At 74.5% G+C, this 22,159-nt stretch carries 24 protein-coding genes; 9 read left to right on the top strand and 15 right to left on the bottom strand.

From position 1 onward, the window contains the following. Positions 1–197 (top strand): hypothetical protein (locus D1350_RS23665; protein ID WP_206074478.1); only part of this gene is annotated, 197 nt, incomplete at its 5' end. 60 nt (positions 198–257) lie between these two features. On the opposite strand, the gene D1350_RS09630 is transcribed toward D1350_RS23665, so the two are convergent. Genes D1350_RS09630 through D1350_RS09615 form a run of 4 tightly spaced genes read right to left on the bottom strand, consistent with a single transcriptional unit; the run spans position 258 to position 3,096 of the window. After that, the gene (locus D1350_RS09630; RefSeq protein ID WP_125775753.1) at positions 258–692 is read right to left on the bottom strand and encodes a VOC family protein; all 435 of its coding nucleotides are present in this window, start codon (positions 690–692) and stop codon (positions 258–260) included. Positions 693–729: 37 nt separating this feature from the next. After that, positions 730–1,317 (bottom strand): DinB family protein, encoded by a 588-nt coding sequence (locus D1350_RS09625; protein ID WP_125775752.1) that lies wholly within the window; start codon positions 1,315–1,317, stop codon positions 730–732. Between the two features lie 40 nt (positions 1,318–1,357). Further along, on the bottom strand, positions 1,358–2,140 hold the full coding sequence (locus tag D1350_RS09620) for an ABC transporter permease (RefSeq protein WP_206074477.1): 783 nt from the start codon (positions 2,138–2,140) through the stop codon (positions 1,358–1,360). After that, on the bottom strand, positions 2,137–3,096 hold the full coding sequence (locus D1350_RS09615) for an ATP-binding cassette domain-containing protein (RefSeq protein ID WP_125775751.1): 960 nt from the start codon (positions 3,094–3,096) through the stop codon (positions 2,137–2,139). Before D1350_RS09615 ends, D1350_RS09620 begins: the two co-directional genes overlap by 4 nt. A 127-nt stretch (positions 3,097–3,223) precedes the next feature. Here D1350_RS09615 and D1350_RS09610 point away from each other — a divergent pair, with 127 nt between their 5' ends. From D1350_RS09610 to D1350_RS09600, 3 genes are all read left to right on the top strand, one after another. After that, positions 3,224–4,042: a TetR/AcrR family transcriptional regulator gene (locus tag D1350_RS09610; RefSeq protein WP_125775750.1), complete on the top strand. Its 819-nt coding sequence runs from the start codon at positions 3,224–3,226 to the stop codon at positions 4,040–4,042. A gap of 109 nt (positions 4,043–4,151) precedes the next feature. Then, positions 4,152–4,733 (top strand): DNA-3-methyladenine glycosylase I, encoded by a 582-nt coding sequence (locus D1350_RS09605; protein ID WP_125775749.1) that lies wholly within the window; start codon positions 4,152–4,154, stop codon positions 4,731–4,733. Positions 4,734–4,851: 118 nt separating this feature from the next. Then, positions 4,852–6,147, top strand: a complete 1,296-nt coding sequence (locus D1350_RS09600) for an MFS transporter (RefSeq protein WP_125775748.1) — start codon at positions 4,852–4,854, stop codon at positions 6,145–6,147. A 19-nt stretch (positions 6,148–6,166) separates the two neighbouring features. On the opposite strand, the gene D1350_RS09595 is transcribed toward D1350_RS09600, so the two are convergent. Continuing rightward, the gene (locus tag D1350_RS09595; RefSeq protein WP_125775747.1) at positions 6,167–6,772 is read right to left on the bottom strand and encodes a TetR/AcrR family transcriptional regulator; all 606 of its coding nucleotides are present in this window, start codon (positions 6,770–6,772) and stop codon (positions 6,167–6,169) included. A 54-nt stretch (positions 6,773–6,826) separates the two neighbouring features. After that, positions 6,827–8,047: an NYN domain-containing protein gene (locus D1350_RS09590; RefSeq protein WP_125775746.1), complete on the bottom strand. Its 1,221-nt coding sequence runs from the start codon at positions 8,045–8,047 to the stop codon at positions 6,827–6,829. Between the two features lie 151 nt (positions 8,048–8,198). Here D1350_RS09590 and D1350_RS09585 point away from each other — a divergent pair, with 151 nt between their 5' ends. Both D1350_RS09585 and D1350_RS09580 read left to right on the top strand, forming a co-directional pair. After that, positions 8,199–8,840, top strand: coding sequence for a lysophospholipid acyltransferase family protein (locus tag D1350_RS09585; RefSeq protein ID WP_125775745.1), 642 nt, complete (start codon positions 8,199–8,201; stop codon positions 8,838–8,840). 76 nt (positions 8,841–8,916) lie between these two features. Next, positions 8,917–10,185: an MFS transporter gene (locus tag D1350_RS09580; RefSeq protein ID WP_125775744.1), complete on the top strand. Its 1,269-nt coding sequence runs from the start codon at positions 8,917–8,919 to the stop codon at positions 10,183–10,185. Here D1350_RS09580 and D1350_RS09575 read toward each other — a convergent pair. From D1350_RS09575 to D1350_RS09560, 4 genes are read right to left on the bottom strand one after another with little or no spacing between them, the layout of a single operon-like run. Beyond that, complete coding sequence (locus D1350_RS09575) at positions 10,111–11,079, bottom strand: AraC family transcriptional regulator (RefSeq protein WP_125775743.1); 969 nt, start codon at positions 11,077–11,079, stop codon at positions 10,111–10,113. The two genes, D1350_RS09580 and D1350_RS09575, sit on opposite strands and share 75 nt — an antisense overlap. Positions 11,080–11,114: 35 nt before the next feature. Further along, positions 11,115–11,738, bottom strand: coding sequence for a hypothetical protein (locus tag D1350_RS09570; RefSeq protein ID WP_125775742.1), 624 nt, complete (start codon positions 11,736–11,738; stop codon positions 11,115–11,117). A 23-nt stretch (positions 11,739–11,761) separates the two neighbouring features. Further along, positions 11,762–12,862 carry an App1 family protein gene (locus D1350_RS09565; RefSeq protein ID WP_125775741.1) on the bottom strand — a complete coding sequence of 367 codons (1,101 nt, stop codon included), beginning with the start codon at positions 12,860–12,862 and terminating at the stop codon, positions 11,762–11,764. Between the two features lie 39 nt (positions 12,863–12,901). Then, positions 12,902–13,702, bottom strand: coding sequence for an S-methyl-5'-thioadenosine phosphorylase (locus D1350_RS09560; protein WP_125775740.1), 801 nt, complete (start codon positions 13,700–13,702; stop codon positions 12,902–12,904). Between the two features lie 113 nt (positions 13,703–13,815). On the opposite strand from D1350_RS09560, the gene D1350_RS09555 reads away from it, so the two are divergent. Then, on the top strand, positions 13,816–14,871 hold the full coding sequence (locus D1350_RS09555; RefSeq protein ID WP_125775739.1) for an NAD-dependent epimerase/dehydratase family protein: 1,056 nt from the start codon (positions 13,816–13,818) through the stop codon (positions 14,869–14,871). On the opposite strand, the gene D1350_RS09550 is transcribed toward D1350_RS09555, so the two are convergent. Both D1350_RS09550 and D1350_RS09545 read right to left on the bottom strand, forming a co-directional pair. Next, positions 14,861–15,973 carry a sensor histidine kinase gene (locus D1350_RS09550; RefSeq protein WP_125775738.1) on the bottom strand — a complete coding sequence of 371 codons (1,113 nt, stop codon included), beginning with the start codon at positions 15,971–15,973 and terminating at the stop codon, positions 14,861–14,863. The genes D1350_RS09555 and D1350_RS09550 overlap by 11 nt on opposite strands. After that, positions 15,970–16,749, bottom strand: coding sequence for a response regulator transcription factor (locus tag D1350_RS09545; protein WP_125775737.1), 780 nt, complete (start codon positions 16,747–16,749; stop codon positions 15,970–15,972). Before D1350_RS09545 ends, D1350_RS09550 begins: the two co-directional genes overlap by 4 nt. Before the next feature lie 130 nt (positions 16,750–16,879). On the opposite strand from D1350_RS09545, the gene D1350_RS24405 reads away from it, so the two are divergent. Further along, on the top strand, positions 16,880–18,322 hold the full coding sequence (locus D1350_RS24405) for a DUF2064 domain-containing protein (protein WP_125775736.1): 1,443 nt from the start codon (positions 16,880–16,882) through the stop codon (positions 18,320–18,322). Then, positions 18,319–18,981, top strand: coding sequence for a class I SAM-dependent methyltransferase (locus D1350_RS09535; RefSeq protein ID WP_125775735.1), 663 nt, complete (start codon positions 18,319–18,321; stop codon positions 18,979–18,981). The genes D1350_RS24405 and D1350_RS09535 overlap by 4 nt, the downstream gene beginning before the upstream one ends. Before the next feature lie 22 nt (positions 18,982–19,003). Here the strand turns inward: D1350_RS09535 and D1350_RS09530 are convergent, their stop codons facing one another. From D1350_RS09530 to D1350_RS09520, 3 genes are read right to left on the bottom strand one after another with little or no spacing between them, the layout of a single operon-like run. Further along, entirely contained in the window at positions 19,004–19,330 is a 327-nt protein-coding gene (locus D1350_RS09530) for a hypothetical protein (RefSeq protein ID WP_125775734.1), read from the bottom strand. Continuing rightward, the gene (locus D1350_RS09525) at positions 19,327–20,565 is read right to left on the bottom strand and encodes a molybdopterin-dependent oxidoreductase (protein ID WP_170180914.1); all 1,239 of its coding nucleotides are present in this window, start codon (positions 20,563–20,565) and stop codon (positions 19,327–19,329) included. The genes D1350_RS09530 and D1350_RS09525 overlap by 4 nt, the downstream gene beginning before the upstream one ends. Further along, entirely contained in the window at positions 20,562–22,082 is a 1,521-nt protein-coding gene (locus D1350_RS09520; protein WP_125775733.1) for a hypothetical protein, read from the bottom strand. The genes D1350_RS09525 and D1350_RS09520 overlap by 4 nt, the downstream gene beginning before the upstream one ends. Positions 22,083–22,159: the final 77 nt, after the last annotated feature.

Genomic DNA, 22,159 nt, shown 5'->3' with positions numbered 1-22,159 from the left:
CCGAGAACGCCCGCTCACGCGTCTACCTCGGCGTCCACTTCCAGTTCGACGCCGACGGCGGACTCCAGATGGGCGGCAACATCGGCCGCTGGGTCGTGGCCCAGGAGTTCGGCACGGTCTCGTACGACTTCACGCCGGTCTGCCCGCACGCCGGCACGAGCAGCACCACCCTCCGCTGCCCACCGCCGATCGACTGACCACCTGAGGTACGTGTGGCTGTGGCGGGGGCTCCGACCGGAGCTCCCGCCACAGCGACGTCAGCCGACGAACAGGCAGAACGGGTGGCCTGACGGGTCGGCGTACACGCGCAGCGGCTCCTCCTCGTCGTCGGAGCGGTCGTGGAGAAGTCGAGCGCCGAGGTCGAGCGCCTTCTCATGGGCGGCGTCGAGGGCCTCACGGTCGGGGACAGTGCAGTCGAGGTGAAGCTGCTGGGGCACCGTCGCCTCGGGCCAGGTGCTGGGCGGCAGTTCCTCGACCTGCTGGAACGCGAGGGGTACGGAACCCGCGAGGACGAGCCAGTCCTCGCCGTGGGGGTCGGGACGGCCCGGCAACGGGGGCTCGTCGCCCGCCCGGTAATCGAGGCCGAACAGCTGACGGTAGAACTCCGCGAGCCCGCGGGCGTCCGTGGTGTCGAGGACGACCTGGCGGATGCGGGGGACCGGCGAGACGGACAGGGGGTCGGACACGGTCATCACCTCCGCCATCCACCATCGCACCGGTCACCCGCACTCACCCCGCCGCGAAGCCGTCCGCGATGGCCGTCAGCTTCTCGACGTACGCCCTCTGCTCCGCGTCGTCCCACTCCGGCAGGTTCGAGGTGCCCGGCTTGAGCCCCGCGCTCCCGTCGGCCAGCTCCCGCAGGATGTCGGCGTGCCCGGCATGCTGCGTGAGGTCCGAGGTGAGGTGAACGATGATGCGGAACAGCGTCACGTCCTCGCCCCACCACGCGACGTGGCCCGGCGCGTCGAGGGGAAGCTCGTCGATGGTGGTGTCCGAGAACGCCCAGACCCGCCGGTAGAGGTCCACGATCTGCTCCATGGACTCCTCCGGGGTGGCGTACCAGTCGGCCTGCGGGTCCTCGGACCCGTACCAGGGGATCTCCTCCGGGGTAGGCCAGGACCGACCGAAGGTCTCCCCGAGGTAGCCGATCTCCATTGTGGCCGCGTGCTTCACGATCCCGAGGAGGTTGGTGCCGGTGGGCGTGCGCGGCAGCCGGGCCTCCCGCTCCGAGAGCCCGTCCAGCTTCCAGAGCAGCGACTCGCGGGGCCGCTGGAGGTACGCCTTCAGGATCGTCTTGTGGTCCGGGTCGAGGGTCATGTCGGCCAGTCTGCCCGCAGGTACCGACAGCGGCGACGGATTACCGCCGCACCCTGAAGGCCAGGCCCGCAGCGGTGGCGAAGACGACAGAGAGCGCCACGCACCACACCACCGCGGCGAGCGCGGCGTCCGCGAGCGCGTCACCGGTGGGCGCGCCCGGGGTGCCGCCGACGAGCAGCCCGCGGACCGTCTCGATGACCGGGGTGACGGGCTGGTGCTCGGCGAAGCCCCGCATCCAGGACGGCATGGTCTCCACGGGCACGAAGGCACTGGACACATAGGGCAGGAACATCACGAAGAAGGAGAACCCGCCGGCGGCGTCGGGCGACCGGACCAGCACGCCCACGAGCGTGGCGAGCCACGTGACCCAGTGCACGAACAGGAGGATCACGCCCACGGCGGCGAGCCAGTCGAGCAGCGAGGCCGTGGGCCGGAAACCCATGAGCAGCGCCAGGCCGAAGACGATCGCGGTGGTCACGAGGGTCTTCGCGAGGCTCGCGACGACGTGTCCGGTGAGCACGGTCCACGCAGCGACGGGCATGGACCGGAACCGCTCGACCATCCCGCTCGACATGTCGTGCTCCACGGAGAGTGCCGTGTTCCCGGCCCCGAACCCCGCGCACAGCAGGATGACGCCCGGCGTGACGTAGGTGATGTACGCGGTGCCGACGGACATGGCCCCGCCGAACACGTACGTGAACAGCACCAGGATCATGACGGGCAGCACCACGGCGGTGATCATCGAGTCGACGTCGCGGGTGATGAGCCGGAGCGACCGGCCCACCATGGTGGTCGCGTCCTTGGTCAGCGTGACAGCACTCATGCCGCCACCTCCTCGGGTCGGGTGGGGCGGGCAGCGGCGTGGCCGGTGAGCGTGAGGAACACGTCGTCGAGCGTGGGGGCGCGGACGACCCAGCTCTCGACGGTGACGCCCGTGCCCTCGACGGCCCGGAGCACCGCGCTGACGTGGGCCACGGACCCGTCGGTCGGCACCCTGAGGTGCGTCCCGTCCGGGGCGACGCCGAGCGCGGTGGCGACCAGCCCGGCGTCGGGCACCGTGGCGAGGGTGAGCTCGATGCCCGCCTCGCCGATGCGGGCCTTGAGGGCGGCGGGGGTGCCGTCGGCGACGACGCGGCCGCCGTCGACGAGGGCGACGCGGTCGGCGAGCCGGTCGGCCTCCTCGAGGTACTGGGTGGTGAGGAAGAGGCTGGTGCCGTCGGCGACCACTCCCCGGATGACCTCCCAGAGCGCGAGCCGGGACCGGGGGTCGAGGCCGGTGGTGGGCTCGTCGAGGAACATCACCCGGGGGCGGACGAGGAGCCCGGCGGCGAGGTCGAGGCGACGACGCATGCCGCCCGAGTAGGTGCCGGCCTGGCGTCCGGCCGCCTCCTCCAGCTCGAAGGCCGTGAGGAGCTCGGCGACGCGGGCCCGCACCATCCGGCGGGGCAGGTGCGCGAGCGCGCCCATCATCGCCAGGTTCTCGGCGCCGGTCAGGCGGTCGTCGACGGCGGCCTGCTGGCCCGTGAGGCTGATGACCTCCCGGACCCGGCGCGGCTCCCGCGCCACGTCGAAGCCCGCCACGGTGGCGCGGCCGGCGTCCGGGGTGAGGAGCGTGGTCAAGATCCGGACGGCGGTGGTCTTGCCGGCTCCGTTGGGGCCCAGGAGGGCGAGGACCTGCCCCTCGTCGAGGGTCAGGTCGAGCCCGTCCAGGACCGGGACGGACCGGGCCCGTCTGCCGAAGGACTTGCGCAACCCTTCTGCGGTCACGATGGCGCTCATGCGTCGCTCCGATCGGTGTATGTGAAATACTGTTTATCAAGTACGCACTGCTGACGGTATACGCAGTTTGGTGACTCTGACAAGGGCACGGCACGGTCCGGAGCCGGACAGGGCAGGATGGGACCCGATGAGCACCGAGAATCCCGGCGCGCTGCCTACCTCCCTGCAGCGGCTGTGGGAAGGAACGACGCCCGGGCGCCGCGGGCCCAAGCCGGCCCTCAGCGCGGAACGGATCGTCGAGGCGGCGATCGAGCTGGCCGACGAGGACGGGCTCGCCGCCGTCTCGATGGCCCGCGTCGGCAAGCGCCTCGGCTTCTCGCCCATGGCCCTGTACCGCCACGTGAGGGACAAGGAGGAGCTGCTCGTCCTCCTGTCGGACGCCGCTGCGGGCGACCCGCCGCCGATCGACCCGGCCGTCGGCTGGCGCCGGGGCCTCGAGATCTGGACCCGGGCGCAGATCGACGGCGTCCTCGAGCGCCCGTGGCTGCTCGAGCTGCCGCTGTCGTCCACGCCGTTCGGCCCGGGCCGGGTGCGCTGGCTCGACCGGGCGTTCGAGGTCATGCGGCCGCTCGACATCCCGACCGACGACAAGCTGGGCATCGCGGGCCTGCTCGCGCAGCACGTGCTCGGTGAGGCGCGCGTGCAGGTCGAGAGCCGGCGTGCCGCCGCCGACCGCGTCCGGCGGGAGACCGGCGCGGCCCCCGGCACCCCGGAGTCGGACCTGGATCCCGCAGCTCTGGCGGCGGCCGACCCGTACACCGACTTCGAGATCGTGCTCCAGCGGTACATCGGGCCGGACACCTATCCCAGCCTCTTCGAGGCGATGTCCGCCTGGGAGCCGGAGGCGCCCGGGGCGGGTGTCACGACGTCCGACGAGATCGACTTCGGGATCATGGTCATCCTCGACGGCGTCGAGGCGTACATCGCCCGGCGGCGACGCGGCTGACGACGGATCGCCGTCCCGAGGCCGACCTCGAGGCGGGTTTTTCGCGAGCTGTACACAGGGTCTGGGGACGGGGCAGCGCAGTGTGGGAGACACGGGGCAGAGTGGGCGCATGACCGAGACCATCACCAGCACGACGGCCGGGCTCCGGTGCTTCGGCGACGGCGACCCGCTGTACGAGGCCTACCACGACACCGAGTGGGGTCTCCCCGTCCATGGCGATGCCGAGCTGTTCGAGCGCATCGCCCTGGAGGGCTTCCAGTCCGGGCTCTCCTGGATCACCGTGCTGCGCAAGCGGCCCGCGTTCCGCGAGGTCTTCGCGGCGTTCGACCCGGAGGCCGTGGCGGCGTTCGGCGAGGCGGACGTGGAACGCCTGCTCGGCGACGCGCGGATCATCAGGAACCGCATGAAGATCGAGGCCACGATCGGCAACGCCCGCGCGCTCGTCGCCCTCCACGACGAGGGCCGCACCCTCGACGAGCTGTTCTGGTCGTTCGCCCCCGCCGCACGGTCAGAGAATCGGCCCGCTGCCTGGGCAGACGTCCCCGCGACGAGCCCCGAGTCGCTCGCGCTGAGCAAGGCGCTGAAGAAGGCCGGCTTCCGGTTCGTGGGGCCCACCACGATGTACGCCGCGATGCAGGCGTGCGGCGTGGTCGACGATCACCTGGCGACGTGCCCGTCGGTTCGCCGATGACATTCGGCTGCCGCCGGTCTACCGTCGAACCATGACGTTCCCACCCGGCCACACTTGACGCTCCACACCTTCGCGAAGGACCTGGCGACCCGGCGCGGGCCGCTTCGAGCGGCGCGCGATCTGCTACTACGCCAGCCGTGACCTCGTCCCGCTGTACGCGCTGTACGCCCTGCTGTTCGCGGACCACGGCCTGTCGGTCGCGCAAATCTCGTCGCTGTTCGTCGCCTGGTCGGTGACGACGTTCCTGCTGGAGATCCCGTCGGGCGCCTGGGCCGACACAGTGGACCGTCGGCTGCTCCTCGTGCTCTCCGCCGTCATCCACACCGCCGGCTTCACCCTGTGGACGGTGTGGCCCTCGTACGCGGGTTTCCTCCTCGGCTTCGTGCTGTGGGGGCTCGCGAGCGCGACGATGTCCGGGACGTTCGAGGCCTACCTCTGGGACGGCGTCGCCCGTGCCCGCACGCCTGACCACAGGCGGCTCAGTCGATTCACCACGGTGCTCGGCCGGTGCCGGGCGGCGAGCACGATCGTCGTCGTCGTCGCCATGCTGGTTGCCGCGCCCCTGGTCGACCTGGGCGGGTATGCCCTGGCCGGCTGGGTCACCGTCGGCGCCGGCCTGCTGCACGTCGGCATCGGCCTGGCGCTCCCCCGCGTGGACCGGGCGGGGACGGAGCCACCCGACGACGAGCCGGAGCCCGTCCCCGACGCCGAGCACGAGCCGACGTCCACGCCCGCGCCCGCGCCCGCGCCCACGCCCGCGCCCGCGCCCACCTACCGCCGCATGCTCCGCGCGGGACTCCTCGAGGCCACCCGGGTACCGGCGGTCCGCCGGATCGTGCTAGTCACGTCCGTGCTGTGGGGCCTGCAGATCTACGACGAGTACTTCCCTCTCGTGGCGCGGGACCTCGGCGCGGCCGCCTCGACGGTCCCGCTGCTCGTCGCGCTCGCTACCGCCGGCGAGGCCGTCGGGTCCGCGCTCGCCGGCCGGGCCGAACGCCTCCCCGCACGCGGCCTGGCGGCGATCCTCGCCGGGGCAGCCGTGCTCCTGACCGTCGGCGCCGCAGTGGGCGGGGTGCTCGGCGTCTGGCCGGCGTTCGTGCTGGTCGCGACCGGCTACAGCGGGTTGGCCTGCGCGGTGGTGGTGTACGAGGCCCGGCTCCAGCAGGCGGTGCGGGGCCCGGCACGCGCCACCGTCACGTCGGTCACGGGCGTGGGCGGCGAGGTCGTCGCGGTCCTCGGGTACGGGTACTTCCTCGTGGGGTCCGCCTGGGCCACCACCGCGGCCCTCGTCGCGGGGCTCGGCGTCCCGCTGCTCGCGGTGGCGCTGGGCGCCCGGCCGGGAGACCGGCCGAAGGCCCCGGAGGCCGGGGAGACCCCGGAGGCCCCGGAGACCCCGGAGGCCCCGGTGCGCTGAAAACCCGGGCGCCCGCGGATCAGCGGGAGCTGACCGGCTCCCGGGCCAGGATCCGGCCGACGAGCCAGGCGACGGCGTCGGCCGTCTCGGCGGGGGTTCCCGTGGGCTGCATGACGTGGCTGAGCACCGTGCGGACCACGACGTCGACCGCCACGGCGGCGTGCGCCGTGCCCAGGCCCGTCGGGTAGGCGAGCACGCGCTGGGCGACGATCGTCTTCACCGTGCTGAGCAGCGGCTCCGCGTGCGTGGTGAGCAGCGGCAGCAGCTCGGTGTCGGCTCCGTGCGTCGCCGACACGATCGCCCGCAGCAGCGCGTTCTCGCGGGCGAGCTCCAGCACCGCCAGCACCGCCGTGCGGACCGCCGCGTCGAGGTCGCGGGGGTGGGTGTCGAACGCCTCCACGACCCGCAGGACGAAGTGGGCCACCTCGGTCAGGACCATGGCCTCAGCGAGCTCCGACCGGCTGCCCACCACGTTGTACACGGTCTGCCGGCTGACCCCGGCCTCCGCGGCGAGGCGCCCCATCGTGACCTTGGACCAGCCGTCCGCGCACGTCAGCCGGGCGGCGGCCGCGACGACGCGGGTCCGGGTGCTGTCGTCGTCGTGGGGACCCCCGGGCGCGACCATGCGGAGCATCCTATGGTGCCGGTCACGCCCGGCGGTCGCCGGCCGGGAAAGCGGTCAGGCCACGGAGACCAGGTAGTCGTCCGCCGCGTCGTCCCAGTTGAGGGCCACGGCACCCGCCGCGTTCGCCGCCTTGCAGAACTGGAGGAAGCCCCGGTAGCCGAGCGCCTTCTCGGAGAAGTCCGGGCGCTTCTTGCGCACGGCGTTCTTCAGTCCCGAGAGGGCGGCCGAGCCGCCGGCCTCCTGCACCACGGACTGCAGCAGGGCGAACGCGGTGTCGGTGCTGCCCTGCTCGGGCAGCGAGACCTCGGGGTCTCCGGTCGACGGTCCGGCGGCCAGCACCACGAAGTCCCGGTCGGCCAGGAACCGCAGGAACTCGCCGAACGTGCGGAATCCGTAGTCGGACTCGCTGAACGTCGGGTCCTTGCGGAGCAGCGTCCGCTTGAGCGCGGACGCGGTGACCGGTCCGCTGGTGGACGCCTCCAGGTCGGCGAGCGTCTGCGCGACGCGCACCTCCATGGTGCTCTCCTCGCCGCGGGCTTCGTCCTCGAACGCGGGCTCCTCGACGGACTCCGTCACCTCGGTGACGGGCTCCGGCTCGGCCTTCGGCTTGCGACGGCGCGGGGTCTTGGTGCCCGACGACGGTGCGGTCGCCTCCGCGTCCGGCACACCCGGCGCGGGGGCCGGCTCGGCCGGGGGAAGCTCTACGGGAGGTGCGGTCTGCTCGGGGGCGCGCTCCGCCGTCGTGCCACGACCGCGACGGCCGCGGACGGGCGCCGGGCGGTCCGCCTCGTCGGGGACGTCGACGCCCTCGAGGCGGTCGTAGAAGAGGAACTCGTCGCACGACGCGGGAAGGAGGCGGGAGGTCGACTTCTCGACGCCCACCCCGATGACCCGCTTGTTCAGCTCGCGGAGCTTGTGCACGAGCGGGGAGAAGTCGCTGTCCCCGGTGCACATGACGAAGGTGGAGATGTAGTCGCGCTCGAAGGCCATCTCGATGGCGTCGACCACCATCTTGATGTCGGCGGCGTTCTTCCGGGAAGCGCCCATGCGCTGCGTCATCTCGATCAGCTCGACCTGGTGGCGCGTCAGCATGCGACGGTCCTCGTCGAAGTACGACCAGTCCGCGTACGCGCGGCGGGCGACGACCCGGCCCCGCGCGGCGAGAGCGTCGGCGACGGGCCCGAAGTCGAACTGCATGCCGCCCAGGTGCTCCCGTGCGCCCAGTGCCAGGTTCTCGTAGTCGATGAAGACTGCGAGGCGTTCTTCGGTGTCCATGTCTGCCACCCTACGGGCCGGGCGGGTGCCACGGCGGCCCACGACCCGCCGCCCCCACCCGCCGGATGGTCTGAGTTGCCCGGATCTTGGCGCTTCGGCGAGAGATGTTCCACACTCCCGCCCGGTCGTCCCTCCAGGGCACAATGACCTCGTGACGTACCGCATCCTCAAGCTGCTGCTGTCGCTGGTGACCTTGGCGCTCTTGCGACCGCGGATCACCGGGCTGCAGAACATCCCCCGTCGGGGGCCGGTCATCCTCGCCAGCAACCATCTGTCGTTCATCGACTCGCTGATCATCCCGATCGTCGCGCCGCGGCACGTCGCGTTCCTCGCCAAGGCGGAGTACTTCAACGGCAAGGGCCTCAAGGGCCTCATCTCCCGGTGGTTCTTCACCACGATGGGCGACATCCCGGTGCAGCGCGACGACCCACGCGCCGGCCAGCGCTCCCTCGAGGACGCCCTCGTGGTGCTGCGGCGCGGCGGGGCGTTCGGCATCTACCCGGAGGGCACGCGGTCCCGCGACGGCAAGCTCCACAAGGGCCACACCGGGGTGGCGTGGCTGGCCCTGACGGCCGGAGTGCCGGTGGTGCCCGTCGCACTCCGGGGCACCGACAAGGTGAAGCCGATCGGCAAGATGCCCCGGCTCGCGCGGATCGAGGTGCAGTTCGGCGCCCCCATCGACCCGTCGCGGCAGATCACGGCCGGGACCAGGCCCGCACAGGCGCGGCGGGAGCTCACCGAGGAGATCATGTCGTCGATCCACGAGATGAGCGGCCAGGAGCGGGCGAGCTGACGATCCTGGACGACCGGTCACGGACGCCGGACGTTCCGTCACGTCCGCCCGGCGACCAGCAGCGAGACTCAGCGGCATGACGACAGACGTTCTCCCCGAGGCGGGCGCCCCCGGCGCTGCCTCGACCCCGACCTCCGGCCAGGCGGCGACCCCGACCTCGGCCACCTCCGACCGTGCCGCCCGCACCGCCTGGGCCGGGATCGCGGTCATGATGTCCACGAGCTTTGTGCTGGTCCTCGCCGAGTTCCTCCCGCCCGGGCTCCTCACGCTCATGGCCGGCACGCTCGGCGTCACCGAGGGCCAGGCAGGCCAGGCCGTCACCGCGACGGCGATCGCCGGGTTCTTCACCGCGCCGACGATCGGGCTCCTGTTTCCCCGGCTGGACCGACGCACCCTGCTCTCCGTCCTCACGGTCGCGGCCGCGGTGTCCAGCCTGCTCGTCGCGATCTCCGCGAACCTCTGGCTCCTCCTCCTGGCGCGTCTCCTCCTCGGCGCGGCGCTCGGCGGCTTCTGGGCCATGTCGCTCGCCGTGGCCGCCCGCCTCGCCGCTCCGCAGCACCTGGGCCGGGCGCTCATGCTGGTGAACACGGGCACCACCGTCGCCACCGTCGCGGGCGTGCCCCTCGGCGCCTACCTGGGCTCGATCCTCGACTGGCGGTTCGTGTTCGCGGGCGTGGCGGTGCTCACCGCGATCGTCGCCGGGGCACTGCGGGTGGTGCTGCCCCCGGTGGCGCCCGCCGCGACCACGGGAGTCACCACGCTCGTCGAGACGTTCCGCGTGCCCGGCATGGCGCTCGGCCTGGCAGGTCACGTGCTCACGATCATCGGGCACTTCGCCGCGTTCGCGTACATCCGGCTGGCGTTCGGCGAGGTGCCGGGCCTCGACGCCGCGGGCATCGCCGTCATGCTGGTGGTGTTCGGGGTCGGCGGCGTGGTGGGCAACGCCGTGATCGGGCTCGTCATCGACAAGCACCTGCGCGCCATGCGCTACGCCGTGCCCCTCCTGATCGGTACCGGCGTCGTGCTGCTCGCGGTGCTCCCCGGCGTGGCCTGGGTCGTGTACGCGGCGGTGGGCGCGTGGGGCTTCGCCTTCGGCGCATGGCTGATGGTGGTGACCACGTGGATGGGCCGGCTCGCCCCCACACGGATGGAGGCCGGCGGCGGCCTGCTCGTGGCGGGCTTCCAGCTGGCGATCACCGTGGGTGCCGGCGTGGGCGGACTCCTCGTGGACAGCGCCGGCATCCAGGTGGCGCTGATCGCCGCGGCAGTGTCAGCGCTGGTGGGCGGCTTCCTGTTCGGCTCCGCCCCGGAGCGGGAGGAAGCGCCGCTCGACAGCGCGCGGTGAGGTCGCGCGGTGCTTCGGCGTCGGCGGCAGGTCCGGCGCCGAGGCACCACGCCGCCACAGCGCCGGCGGCGAGCCGGTGTGGCGGCGGAACGCACGGCTGAACCCTGCCTCGGACTCGTAGCCCAGGCGGCGCGCGGCCTCGGCCACGGTCAGGCCCTCCCGGGCCAGAAGCTCCATCCCGGCATCCATGCGGACCGAGGTCAGGTAGCTCGCGGGCGACTGGCCCACCACCACGCGAAAGCGCTCCGCGAACGCCGAGCGCGACATGGCGGCGACGCGGGCCAGGTCCTCGACCGTCCAGGCCGAGGCGAGGTCGCGGTGCAGCGCCTCGAGAGCCTGGGCCACGTACGGGTCGTCCACCTGGTGCAGCCACCGGTCGGGGGCGCACCCGAGCTCGCTCCACGAGCGGACGGCGGCCGTGACGATCGCGCTGGCGATCCGGCCACAGACCACCGTGTCGCCGGGGCGTCGGCCCGGGGTGCTCCCCGACAGCGAGCATCCGATGCTGTGGACCAGGCCGGTCATGTTGGGCTCGTGCTCGGTGAACCGCCGCACCAGCAGCGAGGCGGGGAGGACGTCCAGCGCCCGGCTGCGCGCGCCGGGGGCGAAGACGACGCTGTTCAGCTCCAGGTCGGTACGGGCCCAGAAGGTGTGGCGCTGGGCCCGCGGGAAGAAGACGAGGTCGTCCGCGACCAGCTCCTGCCGTTCCGCACCGACGCTGATCCGGGCGCTGCCGCGCGCCACGTAGACCAGGCCGGTGGAGCCGGGGTCCCGGTCGAGGCGCTCGTCCTGGGCCAGTGCGTCCCGTCGCGACTCGAGAAGCGACCAGTCGATGGAGGCGAGGGCCCGGTCCAGTGAGTCGACCAGGGTTGCCGGCCCAGTGATCGGCGTCATAGCCGCCAGAACGCCGCGCCGCGGCGGGCTATTCCTCAGCCCTCCTGGCAGGCCGCGGCCAGCGCGTCCAGCCGTCCCTTCCAGAACGACCTCAGCGTCTCGGCATCCTCCCTGCTGGTGAGCCCGCCGTGTGCGATGCTCACGCGCACCTTCCCCGTGGGGGCGCCGGTCGAGTCCGTGGGCTGGTAGAGCGTCACGGCCACCCGGCCGTCCCGCCCCTCCGGCGCCCCCAGGGCCCCGGACGGCCAGGCCAGCCGCACGGACGACGACGGCGTCGCCGCCAGCACCTCCGAGCGCTCACCGGCCCGCACCTCGACGAGGGCAGGGTCGAGCCAGCGGGTTCGCTCCGCGTCGTCGGCCACGAGCTCGTACGCCCGCACCAGGCTGCATTCGAGCGTCTTCGACGGGCTCACCTCGAAGGTGCCGTCCTCCCGCTGCCCCGGCTCGCGCCGCCCGTGGGCCTGCTCGTACGCCACGGTGAGCGACTGCGCCCACCACCCGTCCACGCCCTGCTCCGACACGAGCCAGGCAGCGATCTGCTTGTGGGTCCACGACATGGCGTCGTGCGCGTCGAGGAGCTCGAACCAGTACTGGCGGGGCTGCCCGGTGGCCGCGACGACGGCGTCGTCGCCCACGGCCTCGGAGCTGGATCGGACCATACGTCCAGACTAGGGCGGGGCTGTCAGTCCAGCACCCGCTCGAGCTCGGCGGCGAGCGCCTCCCCGTCCGGCCCCACGACGGTGGGCGCCCCCAGGCGCAGCACCTCGCGGTACCCGTCCTCGCCCGGTGCCCTCGGGTCGGACAGCGGCACCGGCCCGCCGTGGGACAGCACCTGCTGCGCAAACGTGAGCTGGCGGATCGCGACCGCCGCCACGCGCCCGGGGTGCCGGGCGTCGGCACGCCGGTAGATGTCGGGGTCGTGCTGGCCGTCGTCACCGATGAGCAGCCACCTGACCTGGGGGAACATCGTGAACAGGTGGTCGAGCGAGGTGTCCTTGTGCTCGGGCCCGCTGCGGAACCAGCCGGTGTTCGTCGGCCCCCAGTCGGTGAGCAGCATCGGGCCCGCCGGATAGCCGTTCCGGCGGAGGAAGCGCTGCAGCACCGACGACGTGTTCCAGGCGCCCGTCGAGACGTAGACGAACGGCGACTCGGGGTGCTTCTCCGCGATGCGCTGGTAGAGCTCGGGCATGCCCGGCACGGCCCGGCGCGACTTCGTGGACTTCAGGAACGTGTTCCAGAGCGCCAGCAGCGGACGCGGGACGGCGGTGATCATCACGGTGTCGTCGACGTCGCTCACGACGCCGAACGTGACGTCGTCGGCCACCACATGAAGCGTGCCGATCGTCGGGGTGGCGGCCGTCCGGCCCGGCTCGGGGCCGCCACCCGGGGGCGGGCCCGCCGGCTCGAACAGGACCTGGTGGACGCCCGGCTGGAGCGCGACGTCCAGCTCGGCGTCGACGTAGCCTGAGCGGTCGGCCGCGACCTCGGTGGTCAGCGAGCCGACGGTGACCCGCACCCGCTCGCCCGGCGCCGGGAAGCCCAGATAGGCGCGGAACCCGCGGCGGTCGGCGGCGGTCGGGCGGTAGTTGCGGGGCGCGAGCAGCATCCGGGCGAGGATCCGTACCCGCCGGGTGGTGCCGTACCCCGTGTACGGGTCGACCCTCGGGGTCCAGCCCGCACGACGCAGCGGCACGGCGGCCGCCGCGAGGAACCGGTCCTCCACGAGGGCGGCTCGGTGCGGTCGTTGCGTGTGCTGGTGGGAGGGGGCAGGTGGGACGCTCATCGGCTCCACCTTGGCACACGCGGGTGACGTCGGTGACACCTAAGGCAGCTCGACGGGGAGGGCGAGGCCGTCGAGGGCGTGGCGGCAGGCGCAATCGTCGTCGGGCAGCGCCGCCACCGTGGCCTCGACGATGCCGGCGACCGCCGCCATGTTCCGCGCGTAGGCGGCGAAGACGGCCTCCTGGGTGACGTGCTCGCCGCCCTCGACGCCGGCGTCCGCGTCGGTGACCAGCGCGAGCGTGGTGCAGCAGAGGGCGAGCTCGCGTGCGAGGGCCGTCTCGGGCATGGCGGTCATGTTGACGATGGTGCCGCCGTCGCGGGCGTTGCGGACCGACTCTGCGCGCGACGAGAACCGCGGCCCCTGGACGACCACCATGGTGCCGCGGTCGGCGACGGGCAGCTCCCCGGCCTGCGCCGCGGCGAGCGCCACAGCCCGTCCGCGCGGGCAGAACGGTTCGGCGAACGGGACGTGGACCACCGGGCCGAGCGCGTCGTAGTAGGTGTGCTCGCGCCCCCAGGTCCGGTCGATCACCTGGTCGGGGAGCACGAGGGTCCCGGCCGGCACCTCGGGCACGAGCCCGCCGACGGCGCACGTGGTCACCACCTGCCGCACGCCGAGCGCACGGAGCGCCCAGAGGTTGGCGCGGGACGGGACGCGGTGGGGCGGGAACCTGTGGTCGGCCCCGTGCCGGGGGACGAACACGACCTCGCGCCCGCCGAGGATGCCCCGGGCCGGCGCCTCCGACGGCGGTCCGTACGGCGTCTCGACCGGCACGGCCTCCGTGTCCGCCAGCAGGCGGTACATGCCGGAGCCGCCGATGATCCCGATGGGTTCGCTCATGGTCCGCACGGTAGCGAGACCAGAGGGGTGGCGGGAATGGCGCGCCCGCACCGTCAGGCACCGGTCAGGTGCGCCGCCCGCCACGGGCGGGCCGGTCCGGCGATGCTGGGGGCATGCGCATCCTGCTCACCGGCGGCGCCGGTTTCATCGGCACGGCGGCCCTCGCGGCCCTCACCGGGGCGGGCCACGAGGTGGTCGTCCTGGACTCGCTCCGCGAGGACGTGCACTCCGACGTCGAGGGCGCCCGACGCCGTCTCCTCGCCCGGGTGCACCCCGCGGGCCTGGTCGTCGCGGACGTGCGCGACGCCGAGGCGACGGCCGCCGCCCTGGCCGGCTGCGACGTCGTCGTGCACCTGGCGGCGAAGGTGGGGCTCGGCGTGGACCTGGGCGACCTGGCGGACTACGTCTCGTCGAACGACCTGGGGACGGCGGTGCTGCTGCAGGCCGCGGCCGGGCGGGTGGGGCACGTCGTGTACGCGAGCTCGATGGTGGTCTACGGCGAGGGCCGGTACGACTGCCCGGAGCACGGGCGCGTGGCGCCGCCCCCGCGCCGGGCGGAGGATCTCGCGGCCGGGCGGTTCGAGCCGCCCTGCCCGGTGTGCGGGGCGCCGCTGGAGCCAGGGCTGGTCGGCGAGGACGCCCCGCTCGACCCGCGCAACGTGTACGCGGCGACGAAGGCGCACGGCGAGGCGCTGCTCGCCGCGTGGGCGCGGGAGACCGGCGCGACGGCCACGGCCCTGCGCTTCCACAACGTCTACGGTCCCGGCATGCCGCGCGACACCCCGTACGCGGGGGTGGCGGCGCTGTTCCGGTCGGCTGTGCTGCGCGGAGAGGCGCCGCGGGTGTTCGAGGACGGGCAGCAGCGGCGGGACTTCGTGCACGTGTCCGATGTCGCGGACGCGATCCGTGCCGCCGTGGAGCGGCCCCTGGGTGCGGGGGTGGTGACCCCGCTCAACGTCGGCTCCGGCGTGGTGACGACGGTGGGCGAGATGGCGCGGGTGACGTCCGGGCTGCTCGACGGGCCGGAGCCCGTGGTGACCGGGCAGTTCCGGCTCGGCGACGTGCGGCACGTGACCGCGTCGAGCGCCGCCGCGGCCGCCGCGCTGGGCTGGCGAGCCCGCGTGGGACTGCGGGAGGGCCTGGCGACGCTCGGCGCGGCTACTCCGTGACGGGGAGCCGGACCTCCACGTTGCAGCCGCCGTCCGTGCTCGACACGGCCACGCGGCCCCCGTGCTCGTCCACGACCCGGTCCACGTACGCCAGGCCGAGACCGGCCTCGCCCGGCGCGGCGCGCGCGCCCGCGCCCTGGTAGCCGGGGCGGAACAGGTGCGGCACGTCCTCGTCGGGGATGCCGCCGCAGGTGTCCTGCACGGTGACACGCGCGGCGCCGTCGGCCCGGGCGACACCCACCAGGACCCAGCCGCCGCGGCCGCTGGACCGGATCGCGTTCGAGACCAGGTTGTCCAGCACCCGGCCGAGCTCGCCGGGGTCGCCCTGGACGGTGACCTCGTCCTCGATCCGCGCCTCCACGGTCACACCGCTCTCAGCCGCGGCCGGGGTCGCGTGGGCGAGGACTCCGCGGAGCACGTCGCCGACGTCGACCCGCCGGGCCTCAGGACGCACGGGCGGGGCGTCCGAGCGGGAGAGCTCGCCGAGGTCCGCGATCATGCGCGACATCCGGTCCACCGCTGCCGCGATCCCGTCCAGGGCCGTGGTGGGCTCGTCGAAGACCCCGGCCCGCAGGCCGTCCGTCGCCGCCCGGATCCCCGCCAGCGGCGAGAGCAGGTCGTGGCTCACGAACCCGACGATCTCCCGGCGAGCGTCCTGCGCGCGCCGCTCGGCGTCCCGGGCCTGCGCCAGCCGCTCCCGCGTGGTCTCCAGCTCGGCCACGACCTGCGCGAGCTCGGCGGTGGCGGGGGCCGACGTCGGAGCGGGCGCCTCCGAACCCTGGGCCAGCCTGCGCGCACCGTCCACCAGGAGCTGGACCTCGCGCGCGACCGTGCGGCCGAGCGCCAGCGCCAGGGCGACCGCCAGGACCGACGCCGTACCGAGCACCAGGCGCACCACGAAGGCGTCGTGCGGGGAGAGGAACATCGCCGACACGTTCACCGCGAGCGCCGCCACCACCGCCGCGAACGGGACGAGCGCCGCCAGCACGAGGGCGAGGACGAGCGAGACGCGGCGCGCCCAGCGCACCGCGACGAACCCTACGAGGCCCACCGCGACGGCGCAGGCGGCCGTCACGAGGACCATGAACTGGACGTCGGTCACGAGGGGTCCCCCGTCCGGTGCGCGGAGGTGGCCGGGGTGGTGACCGGGGGCCGGGTGGTGGCGGCCGGGGTGGGGGTTGCCGTGGCCCCGGCCGGGAGGACCAGGGCGTAGCCCGCACCGCGCAGGTTGACGACGAGCCGGGGGTCCGCGGGGTCGTCCTCGAGCTTCCGGCGCAGGCGGCGCACGTGCACCATCACGGTCGAGTCGTCGCCGAAGCTCCAGCCCCAGACCCGGCGCAGCAGCTCGCCGCGGCTGAACGGTCGGCCGGGCTGCAGGGCGAGGAAGTGCAGGAGCGCGAACTCGCGGGGGGTGAGCTCCACCGTGCGGCCGCGGTACGTGGCGGTACGGGCGGCGCCGTCGACCACGAGCTCGCCCAGGTCCAGGCGGGTGGGCGGTGGCTCCACGTCGAACGTGCCGCGCCGCAGCAGGGCCTCGACCCGCAGCACGAGCTCGCGGGCGTCGAAGGGCTTGGTGACGTAGTCGTCGGCACCGGTCTCCAGGCCGAGGATCCGGTCGTCCACCGAGCCGAGCCCGGACAGCAGCACCACGGGTGTCGCGTCACCCTCGCGGCGGTGCCGCGCGAGCATCTCCAGGCCGGAGCCGCCGGGCAGGCGTACGTCGAGCACGACGGCGTCGGGCACCCAGTCGCGCCAGGTGCGGTCGGCCTCGGCCGCGTCGGTGGCGGCCCGCGCCTCGTGGCCGGACGCCGACAGGTGCGCTGCGACGCTCGTGGCGACCAGGACGTCGTCGTCCACGACGAGAACCTTCGTGGTCATGTCTGCACCCTAGTGCGGCGACGAGGGGGACCTCGCCCGCCGCGTGATCGGGGCTCGCGGCCGGTGCCGTCAGGGAGCCGTCAGGTGCGCCCCTGTGTCGAGCGGGCGCCGGAATCCGTAGCGTCGAAGCATGCCTGACCGCGCGCTCGTGGACGTGATCCTGCCGTGCCTCGACGAGGCTGACGGGCTCGCGTGGCTGCTGCCGCGCCTGCCGCCCGGGATGCGCGCGGTCGTGGTGGACAACGGGTCCACCGACGGGTCGCCCGAGGTCGCCGCCGCCCACGGGGCGCTCGTGGTGCGGGAGGCACGGCGCGGGTACGGGGCGGCGTGCGCCGCGGGACTCGAGGCGGCGACGGCGGACGTGGTCGCGTTCTGTGACGCCGACGCCACCCTCGACCCCCTCGACCTGCCCCTCGTCACCGGGCCGGTGGTCAGCGGGGAGGCGGACCTCGTGCTCGGCCGGCGCCGTCCCGAGCCCGGCGCCTGGCCGTGGCACCTGCGGCTCGCGAACGTGGAGCTCGCCCGCCGGGTGCGCCGTCGCACGGGCCTGAAGATCCGCGACCTCGGCCCGATGCGTGCCGGCCGCCGGGAGGCTCTCCTCGGTCTCGGCCTGCGCGACCGGCGGAGCGGCTACCCCCTGGAGACTCTGGTCGCCGCCGCCGACCGCGGGTGGCTCGTCGCCGAGGTGGACGTCCCGTACTACCGCCGGCAGGGGCGGTCGAAGGTCACCGGGACGCCGCTCGGCGCGTGGCGGGCGGTCCGGGACATGTCGACGGTGCTGGCGGCGCCCCGGGCCCTGCCCAAGCCCGGCGTGATCGGTCACGAGGGACCCGTCGAGCCCGCCCGGACCGTCCTCGTGCTGGCCAAGGAGCCGATGCCGGGGCGGGTCAAGACGCGGCTGGTCGGCGCACTGACGGCCGACGAGGCGGCCGACCTGGCCCGGGCCGCGCTCACCGACACGCTCGATGCCGTCGCCGAGGCCGCCCCCGAGCGCCGGGTCCTGGTGCTGGACGGTTCCGCCGGACCCTGGCTGCCGGAGGGGTTCGCGGTGCTGCCGCAGGTGCCGGGCGGGCTGGACCGCAGGATCGCCGCGGCGTTCGACGACGCGCTCGGGTCGGGCGGCTTCCCCGGGCCGGCGGTGCTGGTCGGGATGGACACGCCGCAGCTCGGGCCGGCGCTGCGTGCCATCGACTTCGCGGGCCACGACGCCGTCCTGGGTCGTACGCCCGACGGCGGCTACTGGTGCGTCGGCCTCCGCACTCCTGACGCCACGCTCTTCCACGGGGTGCCGATGTCGACCCCGGGGACCGGGGACGCCCAGCTCGCCCGCCTGCACGACGCCGGGCTACGGGTCCGCATCCTGCCGCCGTTGCGCGACGTCGACACCGTGGAGGACGCAGCCGACGTCGCGGCGCTCGTCCCCGGGTCCCGCTTCGCGGAGGCCTGGGCCCAGGTCGCGGGACGTGAACGCGCGAGACTGCTTCCAGGCGCGTCTCAGCGGCCGGAGAGCGACCTGGAAGCAGTCTCGCGCGCACATCGACCCCCCGTCCGCCGACCTGGTGGTCGCGCGTGACCGCCGTGCCCTCCGCCCGGGAGCCCGGGCCGGTCAACCCGCTCGTGCTCTTCGAGGCTGCGCTGGCGGGGCTGCCGGTGCTCGCCGTGCACTCGTCCCGCAGCCACCCGGTGGACGTCGCCGCGTGGACGGCCGAGCAGGACCCTGTGGACGAGGCGGTGCTGGCGCGCTGCGAGCCGCCCGTGCTCGACGTCGGCTGCGGGCCCGGCCGGTTCGCCGCCGCGCTGGCGGCTCGCGGGGTCCCCGCGCTGGGGATCGACGTGTCCCGTGCGGCCGTCCGGCAGGCGCGGGCGCGCGGAGCGGTGGCGCTGCGGCGGCCCGTCGAGGGCCCGCTCCCCGGTGAGGGCCGGTGGGGGACCGTGCTGCTCGCGGACGGGAACATCGGCATCGGCGGTTCGCCGCAGAGCCTCCTCGCGCGGTCCCGGGGGCTCGCGCGGCCCGGCGGGCTGCTCGTCGTCGAGGCGGACGCGGACCCGGAAGCGGACGAGTCCGGTCCTCTCGTGCTCCACGCCGCCGACGGCCGCCGCTCTCACCCCATGCCCTGGGCACGGGCCGGCTCCCGCGTGCTGCGCCGGCTCGCCACCCGCGAAGGCCTCACGGTGACGGAGGAGTGGACCCTGGGCGGGCGGACGCTCCTCTGCCTCCGCGCCCCCCTCTGACGGGAGTCAGCGAGCAGCTCCGTCAGCGAGCGCCGGCCCACACCGCCACGAGAGCGACGAGCGCGAGAGTGCCGAGCACCAGCACGATCCCGCGCAGAACCTCCCGGAGGCGGGGGCTCCGCACCCGGCCGAGCACCACCCAGCCGAGGACGACGATCAGGGGGGCGAGGACGCCGTCGTGCACCGCGACGCCGCCCGCGAGCCAGAGCGCCCACGGCGCCCACCACCGGGCCGGCACCCAGGTGAGCGCCGTCCAGGCGCCGAACGCGAGCACGACCAGACCGGCCGTGACGAGCGTGACGCGGACCCAGCCCGGGACGCCGCCACCCGCGACCTCACCCCCGTTCACGCCGCACCCCCGACCACGAGCCGCGCGACCCACTTCGTCTGGAGCACGCCGGGCCGGTTCGGCGCGATGATCCGTGCAGGGAACCCGTGGTCCAGTGCGAGGTCCTCACCGTCGAGCCGGAGGGCGAGCAGCGTGTCCTCGTGGGCGACGTACGCGCCCGGCAGGTCGGACTCCCGGTACGAGCCGCGGGCCTGGAGGCTCTGGACGTGCACCGGGTCGTCGGGGCGGCCGCCCGCGAGCGCCGCGAGGTCGCGGACGCGAACCCCGCCCCAGCGCGCGGTCGCGCTCCAGCCCTCGACGCACGCGATGGGCAGGACGGCCTCGTGCTGGTCGAGCGCGAGCAGGTCGTCGCGGGAGAGACGCACGGCGCCGCCCGGCCCCACGAGCTCGAGCGCCCATCCCGGGTCGGTGGCCGCCTCGACCACGCCCGCGCCCCGCGCGGTCTTGTTGACGGCCAGGCCCTGCGGCCCTGCCTCGGGGTCGCGCGGGGCGAGCAGCGCGACGGGCCGCAGGGGCCGCCACGTCTGGCCGAGCGTCAGCGCGGTCAGCGTGAGCGTCGCCACGGCGACGGCTCCGAGGAACCCGCGCCGCGTGGTCTGCGCCTCGTCGCTCCCCCGCGGCCCGACGTCGTCCGCGCCGCCTTGCGGCACCGTGCCGCCTCGGGGCACAGCGTGGCCTCCCCGAACGCCGGACCCCGAGAGGTCCCCGCCCGAGGCCAGGCCGCGCACCACCGCGGGCAGCTGGACGCCGACGTGGACGAGCACCGCCCCGAACACGATCCAGGACGTGGCGTAGTGCACGCGGGTGAACCCGAAGCCGAACACGTAGAGCTGGAACACGTTCAGCACACCCGTGACCACCTGGAACACGGTGGCCGCGACGAGGAGCCCCACCGAGGCCCGCTCGAGCCCGTGCCGCCACCCGGTGACGACGGGCCGGACGAAGAGCCGGGGGTAGACGGCGTAGAGCTTCGCGAGGAGCAGTGGCACGCAGGCGAACCCGGCCGCGACGTGCAGGCCTTGCGTGACCCGGTAGGCCCAGGCCGGCTCCGGGCCGAAGGGGAGCCACCACACCGGGTTCTGGTGCAGGTGCGAGACCAGGCCGGTCACGAACAGGATCACGATCGCGGCGCCGAACCAGACGCCCACCCGCGCGACGACGCGCTCGTCGTGGACCGCGGAGGTGAAGTCCTCGGGGCGCGGCACCCGGTCGAGGATCCGGCGGGCCGCGCTCACCACGGCGTCCTCAGCAGGGTCTCGAGCAGGATCGCCGCGCCGCCCTGGGCCCAGAGCCAGCCGCGGCGGGCGCGACCGGCTGCGGGGTCGGCGCCACCACCGGCGCCACCACCGGGGCCACCACCGGGGCCAGCACCAGGGACGACGGCGGCCGCCGCCACCGTCACCCAGTAGGCGACCGGCAGCCAGATCCGCTCGACCTCGCCGCGCTCGAACCCGATCAGGGCCCCGGCGACGGCAGCGCCGGCCGCCACCAGAACCACCCACCGGACCGGCACGGGCAGCCGGCGCAGACCCGCCAGCCCGCCGATCCCCGCGGGCCCGATCAGCGCGCCGAGCACCACAAGGTCGACCAGCAGGAAGTACAGGTAGGGCCGGCCCGTGCCGGCCCCCGCAGCCCAGGCCACCTGGGTGGCCGCGATGCCGTCCCAGAGCCAGAACCCGGCGAGCCCGCCCGCCACGGCGCCGCCGACCACCACCAGCCCGGCGACGACCGTCGGCCACACGCGGCGCGTGACCACCGGGACGACGAGCGCGAGCGCGCCCATGTGCAGCAGCCCGTACGACAGGAACGGGCAGGCAGCGAGCAGCAGCCCGGCGCCGACGGCGGCCACGACCCGCGTGGCGGTCCCGACCCGCGTGGCGGTCCCGACCCGCGCTGGAGTCCCGTCCGGCGCGGCCCTCCCGACCCGCGTGGCCGTCCCGACCCGCGTGGCGGTCCCGCTCGCCCGCCCAGCCCGAGCGGCCGCTGCGGCCCCAGTGGCCGCTGAGGCTGCGGGGCCGGGGGGCGCGGCGCCGTCGTCGGGCGGCGAGGTGGAGGCCACCGCCACAAGCGCGACACCCCAGGCCAGGACCCCCGCGAAGAACGCGTCCGCCGAGGTGGCGACCCACAGCGCCGCCGGCGCGAGCACCAGGGCAGGCGCGGCCCGCCGGGCGATGTCCTCCGTGCCCGAGAGCCGCCGGACGGTGATCAGCACGGCCGGGACCACGGCGGCCCCGGCGAGGACGAACAGGGCGGTGGCCCAGCCGGGACCGCCGAGACCGATCCGGTCGAGACCCGCGAGCAGGAGGACCAGCCCGGGCGGGTGGCCCTTGACGTGGATCGGGTAGTCGAGGAGGTCGCCGGTGAACCCGGACCAGAACGCGGCGGGGTCGGCGGCGGCGAGAGGGACGACCGGCAGGTACTCGTGCCTGCTGGTCGTGGGCGCGACGAGGTCGGACCAGCGCACGGACGCGCCGAGGGCCGTCGCCCAGGCGGTGGTGGCGACCCACGACCCGAGGAGCAGCCCTCGCCAGGGCAGGCGGGCTGCCACGTCAGGCCCGAACCGGACCACGGCGACGAGGAGCGCGACGGCCACCACGGTGCCCAGTCCGACGCCGAAAGACCAGTGCCCCACGAACGGCTCGGCGCCCGTGAGCAGCACCGCTTCCCCGCGCAGGCGGAGCAGCACCGCCCACCCGGCAAGCAGCGGGATCGCGACGAGCCACACCACCACGGCCCGGACCTCTGCTCTCATGCGTCCACAGTGCCAGCAGGGCGGGTCGTCGAGGCGGCTGGGGACCTGACGGAACCCTGACGGCGCCCTGTCCGCCA

Source organism: Antribacter gilvus, from assembly GCF_003946865.1.
Taxonomy (GTDB): domain Bacteria; phylum Actinomycetota; class Actinomycetes; order Actinomycetales; family Cellulomonadaceae; genus Antribacter; species Antribacter gilvus.
Note: the sequence above shows the minus strand (reverse complement) of the source record. Positions and strands in the feature narration are given on the sequence as shown.

Coding starts and splice junctions, on each gene's coding strand:
- D1350_RS09630 (WP_125775753.1), bottom strand. CDS start 692: ATGACCGTGTCCGACCCCCTGTCCGTCTCGCCGGTCCCCCGCATCCGC.
- D1350_RS09625 (WP_125775752.1), bottom strand. CDS start 1,317: ATGACCCTCGACCCGGACCACAAGACGATCCTGAAGGCGTACCTCCAG.
- D1350_RS09620 (WP_206074477.1), bottom strand. CDS start 2,140: ATGAGTGCTGTCACGCTGACCAAGGACGCGACCACCATGGTGGGCCGG.
- D1350_RS09615 (WP_125775751.1), bottom strand. CDS start 3,096: ATGAGCGCCATCGTGACCGCAGAAGGGTTGCGCAAGTCCTTCGGCAGA.
- D1350_RS09610 (WP_125775750.1), top strand. CDS start 3,224: ATGAGCACCGAGAATCCCGGCGCGCTGCCTACCTCCCTGCAGCGGCTG.
- D1350_RS09605 (WP_125775749.1), top strand. CDS start 4,152: ATGACCGAGACCATCACCAGCACGACGGCCGGGCTCCGGTGCTTCGGC.
- D1350_RS09595 (WP_125775747.1), bottom strand. CDS start 6,772: ATGGTCGCGCCCGGGGGTCCCCACGACGACGACAGCACCCGGACCCGC.
- D1350_RS09590 (WP_125775746.1), bottom strand. CDS start 8,047: ATGGACACCGAAGAACGCCTCGCAGTCTTCATCGACTACGAGAACCTG.
- D1350_RS09580 (WP_125775744.1), top strand. CDS start 8,917: ATGACGACAGACGTTCTCCCCGAGGCGGGCGCCCCCGGCGCTGCCTCG.
- D1350_RS09575 (WP_125775743.1), bottom strand. CDS start 11,079: ATGACGCCGATCACTGGGCCGGCAACCCTGGTCGACTCACTGGACCGG.
- D1350_RS09570 (WP_125775742.1), bottom strand. CDS start 11,738: ATGGTCCGATCCAGCTCCGAGGCCGTGGGCGACGACGCCGTCGTCGCG.
- D1350_RS09565 (WP_125775741.1), bottom strand. CDS start 12,862: ATGAGCGTCCCACCTGCCCCCTCCCACCAGCACACGCAACGACCGCAC.
- D1350_RS09560 (WP_125775740.1), bottom strand. CDS start 13,702: ATGAGCGAACCCATCGGGATCATCGGCGGCTCCGGCATGTACCGCCTG.
- D1350_RS09555 (WP_125775739.1), top strand. CDS start 13,816: ATGCGCATCCTGCTCACCGGCGGCGCCGGTTTCATCGGCACGGCGGCC.
- D1350_RS09545 (WP_125775737.1), bottom strand. CDS start 16,749: ATGACCACGAAGGTTCTCGTCGTGGACGACGACGTCCTGGTCGCCACG.
- D1350_RS24405 (WP_125775736.1), top strand. CDS start 16,880: ATGCCTGACCGCGCGCTCGTGGACGTGATCCTGCCGTGCCTCGACGAG.
- D1350_RS09520 (WP_125775733.1), bottom strand. CDS start 22,082: ATGAGAGCAGAGGTCCGGGCCGTGGTGGTGTGGCTCGTCGCGATCCCG.